Genomic DNA, 16,458 nt, shown 5'->3' on the forward strand with positions numbered 1-16,458 from the left:
TGCCCGCATGACCCAGGTGTTCCGCGAAGCCGTATCCGTCGAGCAGCTCAACGCGCTCAGCCACAACACCGCGATCCAGTCGCTGGGCATCGTCTTCAGCGCCGCCGGCGAGGACTGGCTGCAGGCCACCATGCCGGTGGACGAACGCACCCGTCAGCCGTACGGCATCCTGCACGGCGGCGCCTCGGTGGTGCTGGCCGAGACCCTGGGCAGCAGCGCCGGCAACCTGTGCGTGGATACCGCCAAGCAGATCTGCGTGGGCCTGGAAATCAACGCCAACCACGTGCGTGCGGTGCGCTCGGGCACGGTCACCGGCACCGCCCGCGCCCTGCATGTGGGCCGCAGCACCCAGCTGTGGGAAATCCGCATCGAGGACGAGCAGGGCCGCCTGGTGTGCATCTCGCGGCTGACCCTGGCAGTGGTGGCCGCTGGCCACGGCTGAGCCCGGGCCGGGCCGGTGACGGCGGCAGAACCCAGCGTTCCCCGCCGATTGCCCCGGTCGATCACGCTTATGGCCTAAATCGGCTGGCAGCGATGACGGCCCTCCGGTATCGTGCGCGGATGACTTCCCCCACTCCGGCCCCCCGCGGCGGCGTGGCGCGTGTGTGCCGTTACCTGTACCGCGTACCGCTGCTGTTGGTCCACATCATCGTGTTCCTGCCGCTGACCCTGATCGGCATGCTTGCGCCGTGGGCGAACCTGCGCGTGGGCCAGGACCGGCTCGGTGCCAAGGTGGTGAACTGGTGGCAGGGCGGCCTGATGTGGGTGTTCGGCTTCCGCCTGGCGCGCGTCGGCCAGCCGCTGCCGGGCGCCGTGCTGTTCGTCGCCAACCATGTCAGCTGGGTCGATATCTGCATCCTGCACAGCCAGCGCATGATGGGCTTCGTCGCCAAGCGCGAGATCGCCAGCTGGCCGCTGGTGGGCTGGCTGGCCGCACGCGGGCAGACCATCTTCCATCAGCGCGGCAATACCGAATCGCTGGGTGGCGTGATGCAGGTGATGGCCGATCGCCTGCGCGAAGGCAAGGCCGTGGGCGTGTTCCCGGAAGGCCGCACCCGCGGTGGCCATGAGGTCGGCCCGTTCCATGCGCGCATCTTCCAGGCCGCGGTGGAAACCGGCGTGCCGGTGCAGCCGGTGGCGCTGGTGTATGGCGTGCAGGGCGATGCGCAGACGATTGTCGCTTTCGGCCCGAGCGAGAGTTTCTTCGCCAATTTCCTGCGCCTGCTCGGTGAGCCGGCGCGTCGTGCAGAAGTGCACTTCCTGGCGCCGATCGGCGCCCAGGACCTGGAAGGCCGTCGGCGTATCGCGGAAACCTCGCGCGCGCGCATCGTGGCGGCCATGAGCACCGGGTGAGGACGCGGTGGCCCTGATTCCGCCACCTGTCCTGGACGCCGGCACGCCGACGCTGCATGCGGCCGATTACCAGCCGCCGCGCTGGCTGCGCAATCCGCATCTGCAGTCGATGCTCAGCTCCAGCCGCATGCGCCTGCAGCGCGGGCTGCTGCTGCTGGCCGCCACCGGTGCGGTCAGCGAGGAACTGATTCTCGACGGTGGCGAAGGGGTGCGCCTGCAGGGCTGGCACAGCCACATCGAAGGCCGCGAACCCAAGGGCATGGCGCTGCTGCTGCACGGCTGGGAAGGCAGTGCCGAATCCAGCTACATGCGCATGGCGGCTGCGCGCATGGTCGAGCAGGGCTTCGACGTGGTGCGGCTGAACTTCCGCGATCACGGCAATACCCACCATCTCAACCGCGGCATCTTCCACTCCAACCTGATCGACGAAGTGGTGCATGCCGCCGGCGATATCGCCCAGCGCTGGCCGCAGCTGCCGCTGGTGGCGGCCGGCTACTCGCTGGGCGGCAACTTCGTGCTGCGCCTGGCCCTGCGTGCGCCGGCCGCCGGTGTGCCGCTGCTGCGCGTGGCCTCGGTGTGCCCGGTGCTGGATCCGGCGCTGACCATGCAGAGCATCGAGAACGGCCCGGCGATGTACGACTGGTACTTCCGCCGCAAGTGGGCCGGCTCGCTGCGCCGCAAGCGCGACCTGTTCCCCGAGCTCAGCGACTGCGACGACCGCGTCCTGAAGCTGGACATCCGCGCGCTGACCGCCTGGCTGGTCGAACGGCACACCACCTTCGGTTCGCTGCAGGCCTATTTCGACGGCTACTCGATTGCCGGAGACCGCCTGTCCGGCCTGCAGGTGCCGGCCGACATCCTGATGGCCCAGGACGACCCGGTGATTCCGTACTCGACCTTCAACGATTGGCAGCTGCCGCGCCATGCGCACCTGGAGACCGCCTGCTGGGGCGGGCACTGCGGCTTCCTGGAAAACTGGCGTGGCGACGGCTTCTCCGAGCGCTGGGTGGCACAGCGCCTGCAACGGGTGCTGCCCGGCTGAACCGGCACGGGCGCGCAGGCCGCTACAATGCGGGTTTGCCCTTGAACCGGACCGCCATGCAAGACCAGATCATCCAAGCGTTGCGCCAGAACGAGACCGGCCAGGCCGTGCAGCTGGCCCAGGCGTGGACCCGTGATGAACCCGGCCAGGCCGAGGCCCACCGCTGGCTGGCGCTTGCGCTGCAGCAGCAGGGCAATGCCGCCGAGGCGATGGACGCCCTGCAGCAGGCCCTGCAGCTGGCCCCCGACAATGCGCAGCTGCACCTGCAGCATGCCGGCCTGCTGCTGGCGCTGCACCAGATCGAAGGAGCCGGCGAGGCGTTGTCGCGCACCACCGGGCTCGACCCGAACGCCTTCACCGCCTACCTGATGCAGGCCCACCTGGCGATCGGCCGCAACGATTTCGACGAAGCCCAGCGCCTTTCCACGCTGGCTGCGCGGGTTGAACCGGAACATCCGGAACTGCTGATCATCGATGGCATGATCGCGCTGCGCCGCGATGATGCCGACCGCGCGCTGGCGCTGCTTGCCGCCGCCAACAAGGCGCTGCCCAACGACATCCGCGTGCTGTACGCGCTGGGCTTCGCCTACCTGGGCAAGGACATGCTGGCCTTTGCCGAGCAGGCCTTCCGGCGTGTGCTGGAGTTGAACCCGGCCATCGGTTCACTGCATGGCCTGGTGGTGCAGCTGGCATTGCGCCAGGGCAATCTGGATGCGGCCGCCGACGCCATGCAGGTCGCCCTGCAGCAGCCCGGCCAGGACACGCCGTCGATGCGGCGCCTGGCCGGCGAACTGGCGCTGGCCAGCGGCCAGCCGTTGCAGGCGCTGGAGCACCTGCTGCCGCTGCTGGAACTGCTGCCTGGCGACCGCCAGGTGCTGCAGCTGCTGCTGATGTCCTGGCAGCGCCTGGGCCGCGATGACGAGGCGCGCGCGCGCCTGGACGCCGCGCTGGAACAGCAGCCGCAGCTGCACGACCTGTGGCTGGCCCGGCTGGCGGTGGAAGACGTGGGCAGCCCGACGGCCGCAGCGACCGTCGAGCGCTGGATGGACGCGATGCCGGGTCATCTGCCGGCGCTGGAAGCACGCCTGCGCCTGCATGACATGGTGGGTGAGCACGAACAGGCCGAAGCGATCGCCGAGCGCATCGTCAACCTCGAGCCGGGCCGCGTCAGCGGTGAAACCCGTCTGGTGGAAGGCCTGCTGCAACGCGATCCGGCCGCAGCCGTGGCGCGCGTGCAGGCGTTGATCGACAGCGCGCCGGAAGCGCATCGCGCCGACCTGCGTACCTGGCTGGGCGAGATCCAGGATCGCGCCGGACAGCCCGAGCAGGCCTTGCAGACGTGGCTGGCACTGCAGGCCGAGCAGGCACCGCAGCGCCTGCCGCTGCCGCCGCAGGCCAAGGCGCCGCCGAGCTGGCCGGACAAGGGCGAGATCGACGCTGAGGCCAGCTCCGCGCCGATCTTCCTGTGGGGCGCGCCGGGTTCGGGCGTGGAGCGTGTGGCGACCGGCCTGGCCGCCGCCAGCCCGGTGCTGCGCAGCGACCGTTACACCAACACGCCGCCGGACGATGCTTTCCAGAACTACCACACGCTGCAGGACCTCGCTTCGGGCGTGCTGACTCCGGAGCGGCTGGTGCAGCGCTGGCGCGAGCAGCTGCCCGCGCGCGGCGTGCAGGGCGATGCGGTCATCGACTGGCTGCTGTGGTGGGACAACGCCCTGCTGTGGGCGCTGCGCCCGCAGCTGCCGCAGGGCCGCCTGCTGGTGGTGCTGCGTGACCCGCGCGACATGCTGCTGGACTGGGTGGCCTACGGTGCCGCCGCACCGCTGGCGATGACCTCGCTGGCCGAAGCCAGTGAATGGCTGGCGCGTGCGCTGGCCCAGGTCGCCACCCTGCACGAGGAAGACCTGTACCCGCAGGTGCTGCTGCGCATCGACCAGATCGGCAACGATCCGCATGCCATGGCCGACCTGCTGGGCCGCCTGTTCGAGTGCCCGATGCCGCCGGCCGCACAGCTGGGCGCACCGCGCTTCCCGCCGGGCCACTGGCGCAACTACCGCGACGTGATGAGCGCCGCCTTTGCCAAGCTCACCCCGATCGCGGTGCGCCTGGGTTATCCGGAGGAGTGAACCGATGACGATGCAACTGAGCAGCCAGAGCCTGACCAACGGCGCACCGATCGACCGCGCGTTCGCCGCCGGCGATGCCGCAGGCTTCGCTCCGGACCGCAATCCGCACCTGGCCTGGAGCGGCGCGCCGGACGGTACCCGTTCGTTCCTGCTGGTGTGCGTGGACCCGGACGTGCCGACCGTGCCGGAGACGGTGGGCCGCAGTGACATCAGCGTGCCGCGCGACCAGCCGCGCTGCGACTTCGTGCACTGGGTGATGGCCGACATCCCGGCCTCGGTGCAGGAGATTGCCGCCGGCAGCTGCAGCGACGGCTTCGTGGTGAAGGGCAAGACCGCCCCGGCCGGCCCGGCCGGCAGCCGCCAGGGCCTGAACGACTTCACCGGCTGGTTCGCCGGCAACCCGGACATGGCCGGTGATTACCTGGGCTACGATGGCCCGTACCCGCCGTTCAACGACGAGCGTCTGCACCGCTATTTCTTCCGGGTGTTCGCGCTGGATGTGGCGTCGCTGCAGCTGCCGGCGCGCTTCACCGCCGCCGACGCCTACCGTGCCATGCACGGCCACGTGCTGACCGAAGCGGCGCTGCACGGCACCTACACGTTGAACCCGGCGCTGGGCTGACGCTGCCTACCGGGTAGTGCCGGCCGCTGGCCGGCACTACCGCCAACGAAGAAGGGCGGCCTCTCGGCCGCCCTTCCATCGTTTTACTTCTTCTCGATGGCCGACTCGACCACCATGTCCAGCACGTACGCCTGCGACGGCGCATCGGCCGGCGGGTTCTTCACTTCGTAGCGCTTCACGCGCACCACGTTGCGCACGCCGTCTTCGTGGGTGTAACCCTCGATGTTGCCGTAGAAGTTCTCGAACTTGCCCGGCTCGCCCTGCTTCAGGCCCTTGTCGTCGAACTTCACTTCACGCACCTGCAGGCACTGGTAGTCCGGGATCAGCGGGTGCGAGCACTTCTCGGTCTTGGCCGCCACTTCCAGGAACACGGTTTCGCCGGCACCGCCGTAGCGGGTTTCAGCGGTCGGCTCCGGGTTGAACACCAGCACCTCGCCCTTGGCGGTGGTGAGGGTCAGCTTGCCATCGGCATCCTGCTCGGCCTTCAGCGCGCCCTGCAGGCGGCTCGACACGGCCTCGTCCAGCGCCATCAGCGCCTTGTCGGTGCAGGCCATCATGGTCGACGCCATCGCGCCCACGGTCAGCGTGCCGTCGGCCAGGGTGTAGCTGCCGCCCATGCGATTGCAGGTGTTGCTGACCGACAGGCGGCCATCAACGAAGTCCAGGGTGACCGGCTTGTCTTCGCGGGCGAACAGCGCGTCGATGCGCTTGCCGTCGGCGCCGGTGGCCTGCTGCAGCAGCCAGTGCTGGCTCTGCAGGCGCTGCGCATCCAGGTGCGCCAGCGTCTGCTGGTCTGCTGCCTTGGTCGCGGCCGGGGCCAGATCGTCGCCGCCGTTGCCGGCCGGGGCCGGGGTCTGGCTGCAGGCGGCCATCAGGGCCAGCGGGAGGAGCAGGGTGAGCTTGCGGTTCATGGTGATTCTCCTTGGGGAACCGTGGGGGAAACGGGGTGGGGCCGGCAATGGGGTTGCCGTGCCCTGGCGCGGTTCAGCTGCCGGACGGCAGCCACAGCAGCAGCGCCACGCCCAGCGCGATGCGGTAGAGCGCGAAGGCAGTGAACTTGTGCGACTTGATGTAGCCCATCAGCCACTTCACTACGACGAAGCCGGTGACGGCTGCGGCAAGGAAGGCCACGCCCACCTCGGTCCAGTTCTCGCTGCCCAGCTGCCCGGCCTTGGCCATTTCCAGGAAGGTGTAGGCACTGGCGGCGAACATGGTGGGAATGCCGACCAGGAACACGAACTCGGCGGCGGCCGCGCGGCGGCTCAGGCCCAGCAGCATGGCCAGGAAGATCGCCGAGGCCGAGCGCGAGGTGCCGGGGAACACACCGGCTACCACCTGTGCCAGGCCCACGCCGATCGCTACCGTCCAGGTCACCTGGTCACGGTCGGGCAGGCGCGCGGTGTAGGCCTCCACCAGCAGCATCCAGACGCCACCGATGATCAATGCCCAGGCGACCGGGCTGACCGTTTCCGGCAGCGACCAGCCCGCCTTGCGCACCACCAGGCCCACCACGGCGGTGACCAGGAACGCGGCGCCCAGCTTGAACACGTAGTCGCGGTTCTCGCGCTGGCCGAAGCCGGTGGCCAGCTGCAGCAGGCGCTGGCGGAACACCAGCACCACGGCCACGATCGCGCCGGCCTGGATGACGATGTTGAAGAAGTCCGAACGGGCACCCAGCCAGTGCTGGGCGATGAGCAGGTGGCCGGTGCTGGAGATCGGCAGGAACTCGGTGAGGCCTTCGAGGATGCCCAGCAGCAGGGCGGAGAGCAGGTCGGACATGGACGGTGCGTGCACGCGCGGCGGAAGGAAGAAGGTCGAGAGGATAGACGATCCCTGCTGCACCAAACGGGTGCGTCTGGTGATCGGCGCACCCGTTTGGTGCGCACTGTTCTGCACCCGCACGGGGCGGCCTTTTTGAAATCAATGACTTGCAGCCTGCGAAAAGTTGGCACGGTCGTTGCTGTACCTCAGCAGGCATTCATCCCCATCCGAGGTCGTACCGATGTCCGTGGAAAACGTTGAGAAGCTGATCAAGGACAACCAGATCGAATTCGTCGATCTGCGCTTTGTCGACATGCGTGGTGTCGAGCAGCACGTGACCTTCCCGGTCAGCATCATCGAGCCGTCGCTGTTCGAAGAAGGCAAGATGTTCGATGGCAGCTCGATCGCCGGCTGGAAGGGCATCAACGAGTCGGACATGGTGTTGCTGCCGGACCCGGCCAGTGCTTACGTCGATCCGTTCTACGCCGATCCGACCATCGTGATCAGCTGCGACATCCTCGACCCGGCCACCATGCAGCCGTACGGCCGCTGCCCGCGCGGCATCGCCAAGCGCGCCGAGGCGTACCTGAAGTCCTCCGGCATCGCCGAAACCGCGTTCTTCGGCCCGGAACCGGAATTTTTCATCTTCGATTCGGTCCGTTTCGCCAATGAAATGGGCAACACCTTCTTCAAGGTCGACTCCGAAGAAGCCGCCTGGAACAGCGGCGCCAAGTACGACGGCGCCAACAGCGGCTACCGCCCGGGCGTGAAGGGCGGCTACTTCCCGGTGCCGCCGACCGACACCCTGCACGACCTGCGCGCTGAAATGTGCAAGACCCTGGAACAGGTCGGCATCGAAGTGGAAGTGCAGCACCACGAAGTGGCCACCGCCGGCCAGTGCGAAATCGGCACCAAGTTCAGCACCCTGGTGCAGAAGGCCGACGAACTGCTGCGGATGAAGTACGTCATCAAGAACGTCGCCCACCGCAACGGCAAGACCGTCACCTTCATGCCCAAGCCGATCGTCGGCGACAACGGCAGCGGCATGCACGTGCACCAGTCGCTGTCCAAGGGCGGCACCAACCTGTTCTCCGGTGACGGCTACGGCGGCCTGAGCCAGCTGGCGCTGTGGTACATCGGCGGCATCTTCAAGCACGCCAAGGCCATCAACGCCTTCGCCAACTCGGGCACCAACAGCTACAAGCGCCTGGTGCCGGGCTTCGAAGCGCCGGTGATGCTGGCCTATTCGGCGCGCAACCGTTCGGCCTCGTGCCGCATTCCGTGGGTGTCCAACCCGAAGGCGCGCCGCATCGAAATGCGCTTCCCGGACCCGATCCAGTCCGGCTACCTGACCTTCACCGCGCTGATGATGGCCGGCCTGGACGGCATCAAGAACCAGATCGACCCGGGCGCACCGAGCGACAAGGACCTGTACGACCTGCCGCCGGAAGAAGAGAAGCTGATCCCGCAGGTCTGCTCCTCGCTGGACCAGGCACTGGAAGCGCTGGACAAGGACCGCGAGTTCCTGAAGGCCGGTGGCGTGATGAGCGATGACTTCATCGACGGCTACATCGCGCTGAAGATGCAGGAAGTGACCAAGTTCCGCGCGGCCACCCACCCGCTGGAATACCAGCTGTACTACGCCAGCTGACCGGACGCGGTGGCGGTGGGCTTCCCCCTCCCACCCGCCGCCATCGCTTCCGCTTTCGCGGCTGGGGAGCCGCGGTTGTACGGGGTCGTTGCTCGGGGTCGGATCCCTTTCATGCGTGAAGGGGCTCTGACCCACGTCAGGGACCCCACCCAGGGGCAAGAGAGAGACCGGATACGCGACCAGGGCCGCCCTCCCTCCCGCGTCGGTCGTGCAAGGAGAGAGGCACGGCCGTCCCGGCCCAGTACGTGTCCGGTGCAACAGCCACGGCCATCACCGTGATGGCCCGTGGTTGCCTGAAGCCAACGCGCGCTGGCGCGCTGGCCCCATCCACCATCGGGACATGCGCATGAAACTGATCTCCGCCATCATCCGACCGTTCAAGCTCGACGAGGTCCGCGAGGCCCTGTCCGATGCCGGCGTGTCGGGCATCACCGTGACCGAAGTGAAAGGCTTCGGCCGCCAGAAGGGCCACACCGAGCTGTATCGCGGCGCCGAGTACGTCGTCGACTTCCTGCCCAAGATCAAGATCGAAACCGTGGTCACCGACGAGCGCGCCGACGCGGTGATCGAAGCGATCCAGTCGTCGGCAGGCACCGGCAAGATCGGTGACGGCAAGATCTTCGTCACCGCCGTCGAGCAGGTCATCCGCATCCGCACCGGCGAAATCGGCGCCGACGCGCTGTAAGCCCCCTTCCGGAGACTCCCCCATGAAGATGCGCCTTCTCACCGGGTGGCAAGCCCGGTTCCACCTGGTGTGCCTGTTGATGCTGCTCAGCGCGCTGGCCGCCGGTGCCTGGCCGGGCAGTGCCCGCGCCCAGGCCCAGGTCTCGCCGCTGCCGAGCGAAAGCGTGGCCGTTGAACCGCTGCAGGCCCCGGCCGCAGCCGCACCGGCGGCCGTTGAAGCAGCTGCGCCTGCGTTCGACCACGGTGACGTGGCCTGGATGCTCACCTCCACCCTGCTGGTGCTGCTGATGGTGGTGCCGGGCCTGGCGCTGTTCTACGGCGGCCTGGTGCGCTCGAAGAACGTGCTGTCGGTGCTCAGCCAGATCCTGGTGGTGTTCTCGCTGGTGCTGCTGCTGTGGGTGGCCTACGGCTACAGCGCCGTGTTCAGTGCCGGCAATCCGTTCTTCGGCTCGTTCACCGAATTCGCCTTCCTCAAGGGCTTCACCCCCGAGTCGGTAGGCAACACGCCGATCAAGGGCCTGCCGGACTATCTGTTCGTCGCCTTCCAGTCGACCTTCGCCGGCATCACCACCGCGCTGATCGTCGGTGCCTTCGCCGAACGCATCAAGTTCCGCGCCGTGCTGCTGTTCTCGGCGCTGTGGTTCACCCTCAGCTACATCCCGATGGCGCACATCGTCTGGGGTGGCGGTTACCTGGGTGAGCTGGGCGCGATCGACTTCGCCGGTGGCACGGTGGTCCACATCAACGCCGGCGTCGCCGGCCTGGTCGCCGCATGGTTCGTCGGCAAGCGCCTGGGTTATGGCCAGACCGCACTGAAGCCGCACAACGTGCCGTTCACCTATATCGGCGCGATGCTGTTGTGGGTGGGCTGGTTCGGCTTCAATGCCGGTTCTGCCGCCGCGGCCGATACCGTGGCCTCGCTGGCCTTCCTCAACACCGTGCTGGCCACGGCCGCAGCGGTGCTGGGCTGGACGCTGGTGGAAGCGATCAGCAAGGGCAAGCCGTCGGCACTGGGCGCGGCCTCGGGCGCGGTGGCCGGCCTGGTCGGCATCACCCCGGCATGTGGCACGGTCGGCCCGCTCGGCGCGATCGTGATCGGTTTCGTGGCCGGCGTGGTCTGCGTGTGGGGCGTCACCGGCCTCAAGCGCCTGCTGAAGGTGGACGACACCGCCGACGTGTTCGGTGTGCACGGTGTCGGCGGCATCGTCGGCGCGATTCTCACCGGCGTGTTCAGCGCGCAGTCGCTGGGCGGTACCAAGGCCGATCTGGATATCGCGCATCAGGTCTGGGTGCAGGTGGTCAGTGTTGGCCTGACTGTGCTGTGGTCGGCGGTGGTGACCGCAGTCATCCTGTTGCTGGTGAAGGTAGTGGTCGGCCTGCGCGTGACCGAAGAGGCCGAACGTACCGGCCTGGATGTCACCTCGCACGGCGAATCGGCCTACGAGGCCTGAGGTGGCGGCGGGCGGCCCTGCGGGGCCGCCCCTGCTTGCTGGACATTGCTGCAGAGGCCTTGATGCCTTGATGGGTGCCAAGCTTGCGTGGCACAGCCGACAGCTCATCCACGCATGGCGTGGATCTACCGCAACCCTTCTGGTGGGTGCCAAGCTTGCTTGGCACAGGGTCTGGGCCTGCTCTGGTGGGTGCCGACCGTTGGTCGGCACAGCCGATGGCCCATCCACGCATGGCGTGGATCTACCGCATCCTTTCTGGTGGGTGCCAAGCTTGCATGGCAAAGGGTCTGGGCCTGCTCTGGTGGGTGCCGACCGTTGGTCGGCACAGCCGATAACCCATCCACGCATGGCGTGGATCTACCGCAACCTTTCTGGTGGGTGCCAAGCTTGCTTGGCACAGGGTCTGGGCCTGCTCTGGTGGGTGCCGACCGTTGGTCGGCACAGCCGATAATCCATCCACGCATGGCGTGGATCTACAGAATTTTCCTTGTGGCATGCACCTTTGTGCCCGATCGCGCACAATCAGGCCATGCACCCGATCCGTACGTCCCTGATGCTCTCGGCCTGCCTGCTGCTGGCCGCCTGCGCGTCCACGCCGCCGGAAGCCCGCAACCCGCTTGCCACCTGGGTGCCATCGCCCAACCAGAACGCGCGCACGCCGGTCATCATCGTCCTGCATCACACCGAGCAGACCTCGGTGCAGCAGAGCCTGCACACGCTGCGCACCGCCAACAGCGGCGGTCGGGTCAGCGCGCACTACCTGATCGGTGCCGATGGCCATCGTTACCAGCTGGTCAGCGACGAGCGCCGCGCCTGGCATGCCGGCGCCGGGCGCTGGGGCACCATCACCGACCTCAACTCGGCCTCGATCGGCATCGAGCTGGACAACGATGGGCGCAGCCCGTTCGCTCCGGCACAGATCGCAGCGCTGATCGTGCTGCTGGGTGATCTCAGCGAGCGGTTGAACATCCCGCCGCGCCAGGTGATCGGCCATGCCGACCTGGCGCCAACACGCAAGCAGGACCCGAGCCGGTTCTTCCCATGGCAGCAGTTGGCCGAGGCCGGGTTTGGCGTGTGGCCGCGCGCCGCCGACGGAGCCGCGCCGGAAGGCTTCGATACCTGGGCAGCGCTGGCCCGCTTCGGCTATCCGCTGGACAACCGCGACGCCACTGTGGCCGCGTTCCATCGCCGCTTCCGTGGCCGCGACGATCTGCCGAAGACGCTGGATGCCGAGGACGCCCGCATCCTGCATTCGCTGTTGCTGCAGACCCCGTGAGCCGGCGCATGAACGCTTGACCAGGCGCTGGGTTGCCGCCCAGCGGTCGGCGCTCCACCATGGCGGCATGATCGATTCCGCCACCTTCTTCAAGCGCAAGCACTGGACCCTGTTGGCAGCGGCCGTGCTCGCCGGCTGCTCCACCACCGCTCCCCGCACCGGATCCGAAGTGCCGACGGCAGCCACACCGCCGGCGGCGACCTACGCCAAGGTCGCATGGAGCGCACTGCCGCCGGTCTCCGACAGCGACCTGCAGGCCGGCTTTGTAGCCTGGCGCAGCAGCTGCACCCGGTTGAACAACGATGCGGTCTGGGCCCGGCCTTGCGCCACCGCCGCGACCGTGTCCGACAAGGACCCGGCCGCGATCCGCCAGTTCCTGCAGCGCGACCTCGAGGTCTACGCACTGCGCGCCGGTGGCCACCAGGCCGATGGGCTGATCACCGGCTACTACGAGCCGATCTACCCCGGCAGTCTTACCCGCACGGACAAGGCCACGGTGCCGGTGTATGGCACGCCGGATGACCTGGTCGTGGTGCAGCTGGACAGCGTGTACCCGGAACTGAAGGGCAAGCGCCTGCGTGGACGTGTCGAGGGCAAGGTGCTCAAGCCCTATGACGATGCCGGCACCATCGCGGCCAAGGGCGCCAAGGCACCGGTGCTGGCCTGGCTGACCGACCCGATGGACCTGCAGCTGCTGCAGATCCAGGGCTCGGGCCGGGTGCGCCTGGGCGACGGCACGCAGATTCGACTGGCCTATGCCGAGCAGAACGGACACCCCTACCGCGCCATCGGCCGCTGGCTGGTCGACCAGGGCCAGCTGAAGAAGGAAGACGTCACCATGGACGCGATCCGCGGCTGGGCCCGGGCCAATCCTGCGCGGGTGCCGGAGCTGCTGCGCAGCAACCCCAGCTACGTGTTCTTCGTGCGCAACCCGGACAGCGCGGAGGGCCCGCGCGGCTCGCTGAACGTGCCGCTCACCGCCGGCTACAGCGTGGCGGTGGACCGCACCGTGGTGCCGCTGGGCAGCCTGCTGTGGTTGTCCACCACGCGCCCGGACGGCAGCCCGGTGGTGCGCCCGGTGGCCGCGCAGGACACCGGCGGCGCCATTGCCGGCGAAGTGCGCGCGGATCTGTACTGGGGCAGCGGCGATGCCGCCGGCAAGCTGGCCGGTGACATGAAGCAGAAGGGCAACCTCTGGATGCTGTGGCCGAAGGGCAGCCCGCTGCCGAACTAGCCCGGCTAGGGTCGGATCGCTTTCCGAAGGAAAGGGCTCTGGCTCCGGATACCTGCCCCGAATGCCTGATAATGGCGCCATGAAGAACGTCAAAAGCAGCAACACCAAGAAGTACTACAAGCACTGGGCCGAATCGGGCCTGGGCAAGGGCAACGTGCTGATGGAAGCCCGTGGCGACAAGATCGTGCGCCAGGTGGAGATCTATGGCATGACCGCCGCCTGGGCCGACGAGCACGGCCACAGCGATGACCGCTTCCCGCTGGCCGAGCAGCCGGTGTCGTTCCTGGATTTCGATGAAGACGACGAGATCAGCGCGCGCGAATTTGAAAGCGCCTGGAAGAAGGCACGTCTGGCCACCGGCTATCCGGTCTGACCCTGCCGGCCCCGGGGGCGGATCCCGTTCCGGACGGAAAGGGCGCTGACCCCATGCCGGGGCTCAGGCAGCCGCGTCGTACGGCTGGATCCGAGCCAGCACATCGGCCAGCTTTTCCTTGGTCATCGCCGCGTCGAAGTCGGCCTGCAGGCCAATCCAGAATTTGTCGGAAACGCCGAAATAGCGGGACAGGCAAAGCCCCGTGTCCGCGGTCACCGCATGGTGGCCCGAGATAGTCTCGCCGTGTCTGGCTAGAGGGCTCAAAGCCCTTCCCTGGCGGAAAGGGATCTGACCCCAGGCTCGGCTTTTTGCACTACATTGGTGCAATGTCCGACCTCGCTCCCCCGCCGTCCCTCGATGCTCTCGGCACGCCGCTGGCCTGGGCCGGGGCCGACGGCCGCATCATCGGCTGCAACCCGGCCTTTGGGCGCTGGCTGGGCGTCAGTGGTCGCCGTCTGCTTGGCCAGCCGCTGGCCGCGTTGGAGGTGCAGGGGGAAGCGTTGGCGCATTTCCTGGCCCGCGATGAGCGCGACAGCCTGCGCCTGAACCGGCTGGCGCTGGCGGTGCCCGGCGAGGCGCCGCGCTTCGCCGAGGGCTGGATGAGCCGCCGCGACGACGGTGGCTGGCTGCTGGAGGCACACCCGGTCGATGAATTCCCCGGGCTCGACCCGACCCAGGCACTGCCCAGCGCCCTCAGCGCGGCGCTGAAGGGGCTGGCCCACGAACTGCGCAATCCGCTGGCCGGGCTGAAGGGCGCGGCGCAGCTGCTGGCGCGGCGTGCCGCCCAGCGCGACGCCAGCGAACGCGAGCTGATCGAGCTGATCGGTTCGGAAATCGAGCGCCTCAACGGCCTGCTCGACCAGCTGCTGTCGCCGGCCCCGGCCGCGCCGCACGCCGAGCTGAACATCCATGCCGCGCTGGAGCGCGTGCTGCGCCTGGCCGAGAACGAGGCGGGCTGGGCGGTGCGCCTGCAGCGCGACTACGACCCCAGCATTCCCGAATTCCATGGCGATGCCGACCGCCTCACCCAGGCGGTGTGGAACCTGGTGCGCAATGCGATCCAGGCCGGCGCCGGCAGCATCACCCTGCGTACCCGCGTGGAGCATGGCGTGCGCATCGCCGAGCAGCTGCACACGCTGGCCCTGCGCCTGGAGATTGCCGACGACGGCCGCGGCGTGCCCGAAGAACTGGCCGAACACCTGTTCCTGCCATTGGTGAGTGGCCGTGCCGAAGGCACCGGCCTGGGCCTGGCGCTGGCCCAGCAGGTCGCGCGCGAGCATCGCGGCACGCTGACCTATCGTTCGCGCCCGGGCCATACCGTGTTTACCCTGCTGCTGCCGATCGGCAACGGCGCCGCACCGGCCGAGGAGACCCCGCGCGATGTCTGAATCTTCCATCGCCGCGCAGCGCATCTGGGTGGTCGACGACGACCGCGCGGTGCGCTTCGTGCTGTGCACCGCGCTGCGCGAGGCGGGCTACCAGGTCGTTGATTTCGACAGTGCCGCGCCCGCGCTGCAGGCCCTGAATGAAGGTCCGCCACCGGCGCTGCTGTTCACCGATGTACGCATGCCCGGCGACGACGGTCTGGTGCTGCTGGACAAGCTCAAGGCCGCGCTGCCGCAGCTGCCGGTGGTGGTGATGTCGGCCTATACCGATGTGGCCAGCACCGCCGGTGCGTTCCGTGGCGGCGCGCATGAATTCCTGTCCAAGCCGTTCGATCTGGACGATGCGGTGGCGTTGGCGCAACGCGTGCTGCCCACAGTGGCACCGGCCATGGCAGCGCCCACGCCCGCGCTCGAAACCGGCAGCGACCAGCCGCCGCAGCTGGTCGGTGATACACCGCCGATGCGCGCGCTGTTCCGCGCCATCGGCCGCCTGGCGCAGGCGCCGCTGGCGGTGCTGATCACCGGTGAAACCGGCACCGGCAAGGAGCTGGTGGCCAATGCGCTGCATCGCGAATCACCGCGCGCGCACGGGCCGTTTGTCGCGCTCAATACCGCCGCCATTCCGGCCGAGCTGCTGGAAAGCGAGCTGTTCGGCCACGAGGCCGGCGCCTTCACCGGTGCGCAGCGTCGCCATATCGGCCGCTTCGAACAGGCCAACGGCGGCACGCTGTTCCTGGATGAAATCGGCGACATGCCGCTGCCGCTGCAGACGCGCCTGCTGCGCGTGCTCGCGCAGGGCGAGTTCTTCCGCGTCGGCGGCCGCGAGCTGATCCGCGTCGATGTGCGCGTGGTCGCCGCCACCCACCAGGATCTGGAAGGGCTGGCCGCACAGGGAAAATTCCGCGCCGACCTGCTGCACCGCCTGGACGTGGTGCGCCTGCAGCTGCCACCGCTGCGCGAGCGCCGCGAGGACATCGCGCAGCTGGCCAGCGCCTTCCTGGCCGCCGCTGCACGCAAGCTGGACACGCCGCCGAAGCGGCTGACCGCTGCGGCCCTGCAGGCGCTGCGCGAGCACGACTGGCCGGGCAACGTGCGCGAACTGGAGAACGTGTGCTGGCGGATGTCCGCGCTGGCCGCTGCCGACACCATCGGCGTGGCCGATGTCGATACCGCGCTCAACCGCAAGCGCGGCCGCCGCAGCCACGCGCACGCGGCCGACCCGGGGCAGTGGGAAACGCTGCTGGCCGAATGGGCGCGCCGGCAGCTGGCCGAAGGTGCCGAAGGGCTGCACGCGCAGGTGCGCGAGCGGGTCGACCATGCGCTGCTGGAGGCCGCACTGCAGATTACCCACGGCCGCCGCGCCGAAGCCGCTGCCCGCCTCGGCCTGGGTCGCAACACGCTCACCCGCAAGCTGGGCGCCGGGCGCCGTCGCGGGGGCCATTGAACGGTCCCTGCACACCATCCTCGCGCCCGCTTGCCGAACCGTTGATCGTTCATGGA

16 protein-coding genes are annotated in these 16,458 nt (G+C 68.5%); 13 read left to right on the forward strand and 3 right to left on the reverse strand.

Features of this window, described 5'->3' with window-relative positions; translation table 11 throughout:
- The first annotated feature begins 7 nt into the window (after positions 1 to 7).
- The 5 genes from C9412_RS09460 to C9412_RS09480 all read left to right on the forward strand — a co-directional run bounded on the left by C9412_RS09460 (position 8) and on the right by C9412_RS09480 (position 5,143).
- On the forward strand, positions 8 to 442 hold the full coding sequence (locus C9412_RS09460) for a hotdog fold thioesterase (protein WP_107231389.1): 435 nt from the start codon (positions 8 to 10) through the stop codon (positions 440 to 442).
- A gap of 119 nt (positions 443 to 561) precedes the next feature.
- Positions 562 to 1,353 (forward strand): lysophospholipid acyltransferase family protein, encoded by a 792-nt coding sequence (locus C9412_RS09465; RefSeq protein ID WP_107231390.1) that lies wholly within the window; start codon positions 562 to 564, stop codon positions 1,351 to 1,353.
- A 7-nt stretch (positions 1,354 to 1,360) separates the two neighbouring features.
- Positions 1,361 to 2,395 (forward strand): alpha/beta fold hydrolase, encoded by a 1,035-nt coding sequence (locus C9412_RS09470; RefSeq protein ID WP_080393100.1) that lies wholly within the window; start codon positions 1,361 to 1,363, stop codon positions 2,393 to 2,395.
- Positions 2,396 to 2,451: 56 nt separating this feature from the next.
- On the forward strand, positions 2,452 to 4,521 hold the full coding sequence (locus tag C9412_RS09475; RefSeq protein WP_107231391.1) for a tetratricopeptide repeat protein: 2,070 nt from the start codon (positions 2,452 to 2,454) through the stop codon (positions 4,519 to 4,521).
- A 10-nt stretch (positions 4,522 to 4,531) separates the two neighbouring features.
- Complete coding sequence (locus tag C9412_RS09480) at positions 4,532 to 5,143, forward strand: YbhB/YbcL family Raf kinase inhibitor-like protein (RefSeq protein ID WP_107231562.1); 612 nt, start codon at positions 4,532 to 4,534, stop codon at positions 5,141 to 5,143.
- 83 nt (positions 5,144 to 5,226) lie between these two features.
- On the opposite strand, the gene C9412_RS09485 is transcribed toward C9412_RS09480, so the two are convergent.
- Together C9412_RS09485 and C9412_RS09490 are read right to left on the reverse strand one after the other, a co-directional pair.
- Positions 5,227 to 6,054, reverse strand: a complete 828-nt coding sequence (locus C9412_RS09485) for an META and DUF4377 domain-containing protein (RefSeq protein WP_107231392.1) — start codon at positions 6,052 to 6,054, stop codon at positions 5,227 to 5,229.
- A 73-nt stretch (positions 6,055 to 6,127) separates the two neighbouring features.
- Positions 6,128 to 6,922, reverse strand: coding sequence for an undecaprenyl-diphosphate phosphatase (locus C9412_RS09490; protein WP_107231563.1), 795 nt, complete (start codon positions 6,920 to 6,922; stop codon positions 6,128 to 6,130).
- A gap of 223 nt (positions 6,923 to 7,145) precedes the next feature.
- On the opposite strand from C9412_RS09490, the gene glnA reads away from it, so the two are divergent.
- From glnA to C9412_RS09520, 6 genes are all read left to right on the forward strand, one after another.
- Entirely contained in the window at positions 7,146 to 8,555 is a 1,410-nt protein-coding gene (glnA, locus tag C9412_RS09495) for a type I glutamate--ammonia ligase (protein ID WP_057498133.1), read from the forward strand.
- Between the two features lie 346 nt (positions 8,556 to 8,901).
- Positions 8,902 to 9,240 carry a P-II family nitrogen regulator gene (locus C9412_RS09500; protein ID WP_004134334.1) on the forward strand — a complete coding sequence of 113 codons (339 nt, stop codon included), beginning with the start codon at positions 8,902 to 8,904 and terminating at the stop codon, positions 9,238 to 9,240.
- Between the two features lie 22 nt (positions 9,241 to 9,262).
- Complete coding sequence (amt, locus tag C9412_RS09505) at positions 9,263 to 10,690, forward strand: ammonium transporter (protein ID WP_107231393.1); 1,428 nt, start codon at positions 9,263 to 9,265, stop codon at positions 10,688 to 10,690.
- A 529-nt stretch (positions 10,691 to 11,219) separates the two neighbouring features.
- Positions 11,220 to 11,966 (forward strand): N-acetylmuramoyl-L-alanine amidase, encoded by a 747-nt coding sequence (locus C9412_RS09510; protein ID WP_107231394.1) that lies wholly within the window; start codon positions 11,220 to 11,222, stop codon positions 11,964 to 11,966.
- 67 nt (positions 11,967 to 12,033) lie between these two features.
- Positions 12,034 to 13,200, forward strand: coding sequence for an MltA domain-containing protein (locus C9412_RS09515; RefSeq protein WP_107231564.1), 1,167 nt, complete (start codon positions 12,034 to 12,036; stop codon positions 13,198 to 13,200).
- Positions 13,201 to 13,279: 79 nt separating this feature from the next.
- Positions 13,280 to 13,573 (forward strand): hypothetical protein, encoded by a 294-nt coding sequence (locus C9412_RS09520; protein WP_181358692.1) that lies wholly within the window; start codon positions 13,280 to 13,282, stop codon positions 13,571 to 13,573.
- A gap of 63 nt (positions 13,574 to 13,636) precedes the next feature.
- On the opposite strand, the gene C9412_RS09525 is transcribed toward C9412_RS09520, so the two are convergent.
- Positions 13,637 to 13,837, reverse strand: a complete 201-nt coding sequence (locus C9412_RS09525; RefSeq protein WP_181358693.1) for a hypothetical protein — start codon at positions 13,835 to 13,837, stop codon at positions 13,637 to 13,639.
- 62 nt (positions 13,838 to 13,899) lie between these two features.
- Between C9412_RS09525 and C9412_RS09530 the strand changes: the two genes are divergently transcribed.
- Positions 13,900 to 14,961: an ATP-binding protein gene (locus tag C9412_RS09530; RefSeq protein ID WP_107231396.1), complete on the forward strand. Its 1,062-nt coding sequence runs from the start codon at positions 13,900 to 13,902 to the stop codon at positions 14,959 to 14,961.
- Positions 14,954 to 16,402, forward strand: a complete 1,449-nt coding sequence (gene ntrC / locus C9412_RS09535) for a nitrogen regulation protein NR(I) (RefSeq protein WP_107231397.1) — start codon at positions 14,954 to 14,956, stop codon at positions 16,400 to 16,402. Before C9412_RS09530 ends, ntrC begins: the two co-directional genes overlap by 8 nt.
- The last annotated feature ends 56 nt before the right edge of the window (positions 16,403 to 16,458 follow it).

The sequence above is a fragment of the Stenotrophomonas sp. Nf1 genome (assembly GCF_003028475.1).
Classification (GTDB): domain Bacteria; phylum Pseudomonadota; class Gammaproteobacteria; order Xanthomonadales; family Xanthomonadaceae; genus Stenotrophomonas.